The sequence below is a fragment of the Teichococcus deserti genome (assembly GCF_001982615.1).
GTDB lineage: Bacteria > Pseudomonadota > Alphaproteobacteria > Acetobacterales > Acetobacteraceae > Pseudoroseomonas > Pseudoroseomonas deserti.
Map to the genome: position 1 here is coordinate 1 of NZ_MLCO01000295.1, position 9,479 is coordinate 9,479.

A 9,479-nucleotide genomic window follows, 5' to 3' on the forward strand; every position below is an offset into this window, starting at 1 on the left:
CGCCAGCGCAGCGAGGCCGATCCGGCGCCGGCGGCGCCGGCCGCCGCGGCCGCCGCCACGCCGCGCACCGCCGAGCGGGCGCTGGCCGACGGCCAGGCGGCGCTTGGCCGCCGCGACTTTGCCGCCGCCGAGGGCGCCGCGCGCGAGGTGATCGCCGCCCGCAGCAGCGCCCGCGCCCAGGACGCGCATATCCTGCTGGGCGACGCGCTGCTGGGCAAGCGCGACTTCCAGAACGCGGCGCTGGCCTATGACGACGCCTATCGCCGCAACCGCAGCGCCTCGCGCGCGCCGGAGGCGATGCTGGGCCTGGCCAATTCCTTCCTGGGCTTCGGCGCCAAGCGCGAGGCCTGTGCCACGCTCAACGACCTGCGCAGCGAATTCCCGCGCCTGTCCGGCAGCATGGCCAGCCGCGCCGCCGAAAGCCGCAAGCGCGGCGGCTGCGGCTGAACCCGGCGACCGCGGATTTCTTCCCGGCGCTTGCGGCGCTGGGGCCCTTCGGCCCGGCGCCGCGCCTGGCCGCCGGCGTCTCCGGCGGGCCGCATTCGCTGGCGCTGGCCCTCATCGCCCAGGATTTCTGCCGGGCGCAGGGCGGCTCCCTCCTGGCCCTCGTCGTCGACCACGGCTTCCGCGCCGAAAGCGCGGCCGAGGCGCGCTGGACCGCCGGAACCCTGGCCGCCCGGGGCATCGCCGCCCGCGTGATCAGCCTGGGCCTGCCGCGCGGCGCCGCGCTGCAGGAACGTGCCCGGGCCGGGCGGATGGCCGCCATGCTGTCTGTCTGCGCGTCGGACGGATATCCCTGGCTGCTGCTCGGCCAGCACCGGCTGGACCAGGCCGAGACGCTGCTGTTCAGGGCGCTGCGGGGCAGCGGCGAGGCCGGGCTGGCCGGCATGGCCGCCGCCCGCGCGGCGCCGGAGGCGATGATCCTGCGGCCGCTGCTCGGCACGCCGCCGGCCGCGCTGGAGGCGCTGCTCGCCGCGCGTGGCATCCTTCCCCTTCGCGACCCTTCCAACGACGACCCCCGCTTCGCCCGGGTGCGGCTGCGGCGGTCGCTGGCCGATCCGGGCGGGGAGGGGCAGGGGACTGCCGCCCTGGCCGAGGCCGCGCGTGCCTTCGCCCGACGCCGGGCCGCCGCGGAGGAAGCCGCGGCCGCGCGGCTGGCCGGCGTCGCGCGGATCGACCCGGCCGGATGGGCCTTCCTGCCGCCCGGCGCGCTCGGCGCGGACCGCGTGGCGGTTGCGTCGCTCGCCGCTCTGGTCCGGCTGCTCTCGGGGGACGAGCACGCCCCGTCGACCGCTGCGACCCGCGCCCTGCTGGCCCGTGGCGAGGGCACCTTGCACGGGGTTCATTGGCAGGGCGGCTGGCTGGTGCGCGAACCCGTCGCCTGCGCCCCCCCGGTGCCGGCGCTGGACGGTGCCGCCTGGGACGGCCGCTGGCGGCTGCGCGGGCACCCGCCGGACGGGTTCCTGCTGGGCGCGCTCGGCGCGGCCCGGGCCGGGGGACTGGACCGGAAGAGACGCCGCGGCTGGCCGGCGCGGCTGCTGGCCGGGCTGCCGGCGCTCTGGCACCCGGGCGACCCGGCCGCCGCGCCCTCGATTCCGGCGCTGGAAGACGGCCCCGGAACGCCCTTCCGACTGGATTTCTGCCCCGCCGGGGGGGCGATCTCCGGCTATAAGGGGCTGGAAAACAAAAACGGTGAAAGATGACGCCACGGCCATGGTTTCAGAATGGCCAAGGGCGTCCTATCTTCTCTGGGCGCCGGGCCGGTCTCCTCCTGCCGGCCGGCACACGGATGGGAACCCGACGGTGAACAATTTCGGCCGCAACCTGGCGCTCTGGGTGATCGTGGCGCTGCTCCTGGTGGCGCTGTTCAATCTCTTTCAGCCCTCTTCCTCCACCCGCCAGACCGGCCAGCTGGTCGCCTACAGCGACTTCCTGAACGAGGTGAATGGCGGCCGCGTCCGCGACGTGACCATTCAGGGTCGCACGCTGACCGGCCAGCTGTCCGATGGCCGCAGCTTCAGCACCTACACCCCCGAGGATCCGCAGCTGGTCAGCCGGCTGACCGACAAGGGCGTCCGGGTCGTGGCCAAGCCGGAGGAGAGCGACGTCAACCCGCTCTTCCACTACCTGCTGTCCTGGTTCCCGATGCTGCTGCTGATCGGCGTCTGGATCTTCTTCATGCGGCAGATGCAGGGCGGCGGCGGCCGGGCCATGGGCTTCGGCAAGTCGCGCGCCCGGCTGCTGACCGAGAAGCAGGGCCGCGTCACCTTCGAGGACGTCGCCGGCATCGACGAGGCCAAGGGCGAGCTGGAGGAAATCGTCGACTTCCTCCGCGACCCCCAGAAGTTCCAGCGCTTGGGCGGCAAGATCCCCAAGGGCTGCCTGCTGGTCGGCCCCCCCGGCACCGGCAAGACCCTGCTGGCCCGCGCCATCGCCGGCGAGGCCAACGTGCCCTTCTTCACCATCTCCGGCTCCGACTTCGTCGAGATGTTCGTGGGCGTCGGCGCCAGCCGCGTGCGCGACATGTTCGAGCAGGGCAAGAAGAACGCCCCCTGCATCATCTTCATCGACGAGATCGACGCGGTCGGCCGGCATCGCGGCGCCGGCCTCGGCGGCGGCAACGACGAGCGCGAGCAGACCCTCAACCAGATGCTGGTCGAGATGGACGGCTTCGAGGCGAATGAGGGCGTCATCCTGATCGCCGCCACCAACCGTCCGGACGTGCTGGACCCGGCGCTGCTGCGCCCCGGCCGCTTCGACCGCCAGGTGGTGGTGCCGAACCCCGACGTCTCCGGCCGCGAGAAGATCCTCCGGGTGCATATGCGCAAGGTGCCGCTGGCCTCCGACGTCGATCCGAAGATCATCGCCCGCGGCACCCCCGGCTTCTCCGGCGCGGACCTCGCCAACCTGGTCAACGAGGCGGCGCTGCTGGCCGCCCGCTCGGGCCGCCGCACCGTCGGCATGCACGAGTTCGAGCAGGCCAAGGACAAGGTGCTGATGGGCGCCGAGCGCCGCTCGATGGTCATGTCGGACGACGAGAAGAAGATGACGGCCTATCACGAGGCCGGCCATGCGCTCGTCGCCATGCACGAGCCGGAATGCGACCCGGTGCACAAGGCCACCATCATCCCGCGCGGCCGGGCGCTGGGCCTGGTCATGTCGCTGCCCGCCGGCGACCGCTATTCCAAGCACAAGTCCAAGCTGAAGGCCGAGCTGTCGATGGCCATGGGCGGCCGCGTCGCCGAGGAGCTGATCTTCGGCGCCGACAAGGTCTCCAACGGCGCCTCGGGCGACATCAAGATGGCCACCAACCAGGCCCGCATGATGGTCACCGAATGGGGCATGTCCGAGAAGCTCGGCATGATCGCCTATAGCGACAACAGCCAGGAGGTCTTCCTGGGCCATTCCGTGACCCAGTCGAAGAACGTCTCCGAGGCGACGGCGCGGGAGATCGACAGCGAGGTCCGCTCGATCATCGACGAGGCCTATGCCCGGGCCAAGCACACGCTGCAGACCAACATCGAGGAGCTGCATGCCCTGGCCAAGGGCCTGCTGGAATACGAGACCCTCTCCGGCGACGAGATCCGCACGGTGATCAAGGGCGAGCCGGTGGTGCGCAACCGCCCCGACGAGCCCACCTCCTCGGGCCGCGGCAGCGTGCCCAGCTCCGGCCGGCCAACCCGGCCGCCGGGCGGAGGCTTCGGCAATGCGGCGCCGCAGCCGGGGGCGTGAGGTAACGCGCCTCCCTGACGAGCGGTAAAAATTGCGTTAAGGAAAGGGGCCCTATCTGGGGCCCCTTTTTCTTGGCCGGAGCGGTTGTCGATGAGCGAGCGTTGGTTGGAGCCCCTCGGCCTCCTGCATGGTCCGGCGGCCAACCATGCTCTGCGCGACGGCCTGGCGCTGCCGCTGGCCGGCGGCCCCGCCGCCTTCACCCTGGTGCGGCTGATCGAGGATGGGCGCGACCTCGGCCTCTGCCCGGCCCAGGCGGTGCCGGAGGGCTGGGACGACCTCCTGCCGCTGCTGACCCGCCGGCCGCTGCCCTTCGCCGGCCTGCCGCAGGACCGGCCGCTGGTCATGGGCATCGTCAACACCACCCCCGACAGCTTCTCCAATGGCGGGCTGCATCTGGACCCATCGGACGCCATCGCCGCCGGCCATGCCATGCTGGAGGCTGGCGCCGATATTCTCGACATCGGCGGCGAGAGCACCCGGCCCGGCGCCGCCCCGGTGACGCCCGAGGAAGAAATTGCCCGCATCCGCCCCGTGGTGCGCGAACTCGCCAAGGCCGCGGTGGTCAGCATCGACACCCGCCATGCCGCCACCATGCTGGCCGCCCTGGACGAAGGGGCAGAAATTGTTAATGATGTGAGCGCGCTGCGGCAGGACGCCCGCTCGGTGCGGGTCGTGCAGGAAGCGCGGGCGCCTGTCATCCTGATGCACATGCCGGTGCTCGACCCCCGCCGCATGCAGGACCATACCGGCTATGACGACGTGGTGTTGGAAGTCGCCCGCTTCCTGCGCCAGCGCGTCGAGACCGCCGAGGCGCTGGGCATCCAGCGCGGCCGCATCGCCATCGATCCCGGCCTCGGCTTCGGCAAGACCGCGGCGCAGAACCTGCAGATCATGAACCGCCTGCCGCTGCTGGCCTCGATCGGCTGCCGCATCCTGGTCGGCGCCTCGCGGAAACGCTTCGTCGGCGAGGTCACCGGGGTGGAGACCCCGGTCGAGCGGCTCTGCGGCTCGGTCGCCGTGGCCCAGGCGGCGGCCGCGGGAGGAGCGGCCATCATCCGCGTCCATGATGTCGCCGAGACGGTGCAGGTGCTGCAGATGTGGCGGGCCTGCGCTGAAGGTTCCCTGGCCGACCACGGCGAGGCCTGATGGCGGCGCCTCCCCGGCGGCGACGTTGCTTTGCCGTTAACCTATGTGATCTCTCCTGCGGCCCCGGCGTGTCAAACCTGCCGCGCCGAAATATCCGGACAAGTTTCGCGTGTCGCGCGCGTGGCCCGAAGGCTGTTATGAGGGCAGGGGACGGGACCGGCTGAGGCAGCCGCGGCCGCAGGGACAGGGCGTGAAGGTGGTTCGGGAATGAGTGAAGCGGTGCGTCGTCTCTTCGGCACGGACGGGATCCGGGGGGTCGCCAACCGGGCGCCGATGGATGCCTCGACGGCGCTGCGCCTGGGCCAGGCGGCGGGGCGCTTCTTCAACCGCGGCTCCTATCGCCACCGCGTCGTCATCGGCAAGGACACCCGCCTGTCGGGCTACATGCTGGAGCCTGCGCTCACCGCCGGCTTCGTCGGCGCCGGCATGGACGTGGTGCTGGTCGGGCCGCTGCCGACTCCGGCCATCGCCATGCTGACCCGCAGCCTGCGCGCCGATCTCGGCGTCATGATCTCGGCCAGCCACAATCCCTTCGAGGACAACGGCATCAAGCTGTTCGGCCCGGACGGCCTCAAGCTGTCGGATGCCGAGGAGGCGCAGATCGAGGCGCTGATGGCCGCCGATCTCAGCGCCCAGCTGGTCGGCCCCTCGCGCCTCGGCCGCGCCAGCCGGCTCGAGGACGCGCCCGGCCGCTATATCGAGGCGGTGAAGGCCAGCTTCCCGAAAGGTCGCAGCCTGTCCGGCATGCGCATCGTCGTCGATTGCGCGCATGGCGCCGCCTACAAGGTGGCGCCGACTGTGCTGTGGGAGCTCGGCGCCGAAGTGGTGCCGGTCGGCGTCGCGCCGGACGGCTTCAACATCAACCGCGAATGCGGCTCCACCGCGCCGGCCCGCATGGCCGAGCTGGTGCGCGAGCGCCGCGCCGATCTCGGCATCGCGCTCGACGGCGATGCCGACCGCCTGGTGCTGGCCGACGAGAAGGGCCAGATCATCGATGGCGACCAGATCCTGGCCGTCATCGCCCAGTCGCTGCAGGAGCAGGGCCGGCTGCAGGGCGGCGCCGTGGTCGCCACGGTCATGTCCAACCTGGGCCTTGAACGTTTCCTTCACGGTCGCCGCCTGAAACTGCTGCGCACCAAGGTGGGGGACCGCTACGTGTCGGAGCGGATGCGCGAGACCGGCTGCAACCTCGGCGGCGAGCAGTCCGGCCATATGATCCTCAGCGATTTCGGCACCACCGGCGACGGGCTGATGGCGGCGCTGCAGGTCCTGGCCATGCTGGCCGAGGAAGGCCGCCCCGCCAGCGAGGTCTGCCGCCGCTTCACGCCGCTGCCGCAGCGCCTGGTCAATGTCCGCTATGCCGGCGCCAGCCCGTTGCAGGATGCCGCGGTGCAGGCGGCGATCGCGGCGGCCGAGAAGCGGCTGGAGAAGCGGGGGCGGGTGCTGATCCGCCCCAGCGGCACCGAGCCGGTGATCCGCGTCATGGCCGAGGCGGAGGAGGAGAGCATCGTGGAAGAGACCGTGCATGAACTGGCGGCGCTGATCCGCGCCCGCGCCGCCGCCGGCGCGGTCGCCGAGCGCCCCACGCCTGAAAACTCGGTTCCCGAGCTCGCCGGGGAGGCCGGCTGATGCGCGGCCGCGTCCTGATCATCGCCGGCTCCGATTCCGGTGGCGGCGCCGGCATCCAGGCCGATATCAAGGCCTGCACCGCGCTGAACGCCTTCGCCGCCACCGCCATCACCGCGCTGACCGCGCAGGACACGATCGGCGTGCATGGCGTCATGACCGTGCCGCCGGACTTCATCCGCCAGCAGATCCGCCTGACGCTGCAGGATATCGGCGCCGACGCGATCAAGACCGGCATGCTGGCCGACAGCGTCACCATCAACGCCGTCTGCGACGCGCTGGCCGAGCATGGCCGCCGCGTCCCCCTGGTCGCCGATCCGGTGATGGTGGCCAAGGGCGGCCAGGCGCTGCTCGACAAGGCCTCGGTCGAGACGCTGAAGCGCCGCCTGCTGCCCTTCGCCTCGCTGCTGACGCCCAACATTCCGGAGGCCGAGGTGCTGTCGGGCATGAACATCGGCACCGTTGAGGAGATGGAAGCGGCGGCCGAGATGATGCTGACGCTCGGCGTCCCTGCCGTGCTGCTGAAGGGCGGCCACCTGCCGGGCAACCGGCTGGTCGACCTGCTGGCGACCGAGGATGGCATCGAGGTCTTCGAAAGCGAGCGCATCGACAGCCGCCACACCCATGGCACCGGCTGCACCCTGGCTTCCGCCATCGCCGCCGGCCTGGCCCAGGGCCTCGGCCTGCGCGGCGCCGTGGTGCGCGCCCGCGCCTATGTCCAGGAGGCGCTGCGCGCCGCCCCCGGCTTCGGCCGCGGCCATGGCCCGCTGAACCACGCCGTCACCGTCGATCCGGAGCGGCTGTCGGCGCTGGCCTGAATCAAGCTGGGGCAGGGCAGGGAAGCATTCCAGCCCTGCCGCCGCTGCGCTGGCGTGGGGAAAGGGTTTCGGCGATAGCGGAAGGGCGCCGTCGGGAAACCAAGCCATGCCCCAGAAGCTCGCTGTCTATCAGGTCGACGCCTTCGCCGACCGCCCCTTCGCCGGCAATCCCGCCGCCGTCGTGCCCTTGCAGGAATGGCTGCCGGACGCGCTGATGCAGGCCATGGCGGCCGAGCACAATCTCAGCGAGACCGCCTTCTTCGTCCCCGACGGGCCCGGCCGCTGGCATCTCCGCTGGTTCACCCCGCGGCTCGAGGTCCCGCTCTGCGGCCATGCCACCCTGGCCACCGCCGCCGTCCTGGCCGGCGAGCTGGGCCACGCCGGCGACATGCAGTTCCGCACCGCCTCCGGCCTGCTCGGTGTCAGCCGGGAAGGGGAGCGCTTCGTCCTCGACTTCCCGGCCAACCCGCCACAGCGGGCGCCACGCGTGCCGCCCGGCCTGGCCGTCGCCCTCGGCGCCGTCCCGCGCGAGGTCTGGAAGGCGCGTGACTGGATCTGCCTGTTCGACAAGGCCGAGACGGTGCGCGCCCTGCAGCCCGACCATGCCCGCATCGCCAGCCTGCCCGACGAGGCGACCGGCGGGTCGGCCGCGCGCGTCATCGCCACGGCCCCGGGCGATGACGGGCTGCATGACGTCGTCTCCCGCTACTTCGCCGCCCGCGTCGGCATCGACGAGGACCCGGTCACCGGCGCCGCCCATGTCCAGCTGGTGCCCTTCTGGGCCGACCGGCTGGGCCGCGACACCCTGGTCTGCCGCCAGGCCAGCGCCCGCGGCGGCACCCTCTGGTGCGAGCGCCGGGAGAGCCGTATCCGGATGGGCGGCACCGCCGTGCTCTACGCCCGCGGCGAAGTCTTTCTACCTGATACGATCTGACGACCCGACCAGGAGCCTAAGCGTGATGGCCAATCCGAAGCCTGCCAGCCTGCCGGAAAACCCCTGCTTCTCCTCCGGCCCCTGCGCCAAGCGTCCGGGCTGGTCGCTGCAGGCCCTGGACGCCGCGCTGCTCGGCCGCAGCCACCGCGCGCCGGCGCCGAAAGCGCGCCTGGCCGAGGTCATCACCCGCAGCAAGGCGGTGCTCGGCATGCCCGAGGGCTGGCGCCTCGGCATCGTCCCCGCCTCCGACACCGGCGCGGTGGAGATGGCGCTGTGGTCGCTGCTCGGCCCCCGCGGCGTCGACGTGCTGGCCTGGGAAAGCTTCTCCGCCGAATGGGCCAACGACATCACCAGGCAGCTGCCGCTGCCCGATGTCCGCCTGATTCAGGCCCCCTATGGCGGCATCCCCGACCTGGCCCAGGCCGACCCGGCGCGCGACGCCGTCTTCGTCTGGAACGGCACCACCTCCGGCGTGCGCCTGTCGGACGCCGACTGGATCGCCGCCGACCGCGAGGGGCTGGCCATCTGCGACGCGACCTCTGCCGCTTTCGCCATGGAGCTCGACTGGGCGAAGCTCGATGTGGTGACCTGGTCCTGGCAGAAGGCCCTGGGCGGTGAGGCCGGCCATGGCATGCTGGCGCTCTCCCCGCGCGCCGTCGCCCGCCTGGAAAGCCACACCCCCGCCTGGCCTCTCCCAAAAATCTTCCGCATGACCAAGGGCGGCAAGCTGATCGAAGGCATCTTCGAGGGCGACACCATCAACACCCCCTCCATGCTCTGCGTCGAGGACGCCATCGACGGCCTGCGCTGGGCGGAATCGGTCGGCGGCCTCAAGGGCCTGGTCGCCCGCACCGAAGCCAATCTCGCCATCATCGCCGACTGGGTCGCGACCCAATCCGACTACGCCTTCCTGGCCGAGGACGCCCGCCACCGTTCCACCACCTCCATCACCCTGAAGCTGGTGGCGCCCTGGTTCACGGCGCTCGACGCCAAGGCCCAGGCTGACACAAGCAAGAAGATCGCGAAGCTGCTGGAGCAGGAAGGCGCCGGGCTCGACACCGCCCCCTACCGCGACGCGCCCCCGGGCCTGCGCATCTGGGGTGGCGCCACCGTCGAGGCCGAAAACCTCCGCCGCCTGATGCCCTGGATCACCTGGGCGACCCGCGAAGTCCAGTAAGGCAAGCATGGGGGCTCCGCCCCCAAACCCCCGCCGGGGGGATAGT

Annotated in this window: 8 protein-coding genes; all 8 read left to right on the forward strand. The window is 71.9% G+C overall.

Going from position 1 to position 9,479, the window contains the following annotated elements; all coding sequences use genetic code 11:
* Positions 1-447 (forward strand): tetratricopeptide repeat protein (locus BKE38_RS24685; protein WP_131829716.1); only part of this gene is annotated, 447 nt, incomplete at its 5' end.
* A 65-nt stretch (positions 448-512) separates the two neighbouring features.
* On the forward strand, positions 513-1,703 hold the full coding sequence (gene tilS, locus BKE38_RS32960; RefSeq protein ID WP_278247646.1) for a tRNA lysidine(34) synthetase TilS: 1,191 nt from the start codon (positions 513-515) through the stop codon (positions 1,701-1,703).
* 100 nt (positions 1,704-1,803) lie between these two features.
* On the forward strand, positions 1,804-3,732 hold the full coding sequence (gene ftsH, locus BKE38_RS24695; protein ID WP_076959878.1) for an ATP-dependent zinc metalloprotease FtsH: 1,929 nt from the start codon (positions 1,804-1,806) through the stop codon (positions 3,730-3,732).
* A gap of 90 nt (positions 3,733-3,822) precedes the next feature.
* A complete protein-coding gene (gene folP / locus BKE38_RS24700) occupies positions 3,823-4,878 on the forward strand; it encodes a dihydropteroate synthase (protein ID WP_076959879.1) in 1,056 nt (351 codons plus the stop codon).
* Positions 4,879-5,085: 207 nt separating this feature from the next.
* Positions 5,086-6,507: a phosphoglucosamine mutase gene (gene glmM / locus BKE38_RS24705; protein WP_083747841.1), complete on the forward strand. Its 1,422-nt coding sequence runs from the start codon at positions 5,086-5,088 to the stop codon at positions 6,505-6,507.
* A complete protein-coding gene (gene thiD / locus BKE38_RS24710; RefSeq protein WP_076959880.1) occupies positions 6,507-7,322 on the forward strand; it encodes a bifunctional hydroxymethylpyrimidine kinase/phosphomethylpyrimidine kinase in 816 nt (271 codons plus the stop codon). The genes glmM and thiD overlap by 1 nt, the downstream gene beginning before the upstream one ends.
* A gap of 106 nt (positions 7,323-7,428) precedes the next feature.
* The gene (locus tag BKE38_RS24715; RefSeq protein WP_076959881.1) at positions 7,429-8,256 is read left to right on the forward strand and encodes a PhzF family phenazine biosynthesis protein; all 828 of its coding nucleotides are present in this window, start codon (positions 7,429-7,431) and stop codon (positions 8,254-8,256) included.
* Positions 8,257-8,281: 25 nt separating this feature from the next.
* A complete protein-coding gene (locus BKE38_RS24720; RefSeq protein WP_076959882.1) occupies positions 8,282-9,433 on the forward strand; it encodes a phosphoserine transaminase in 1,152 nt (383 codons plus the stop codon).
* The last annotated feature ends 46 nt before the right edge of the window (positions 9,434-9,479 follow it).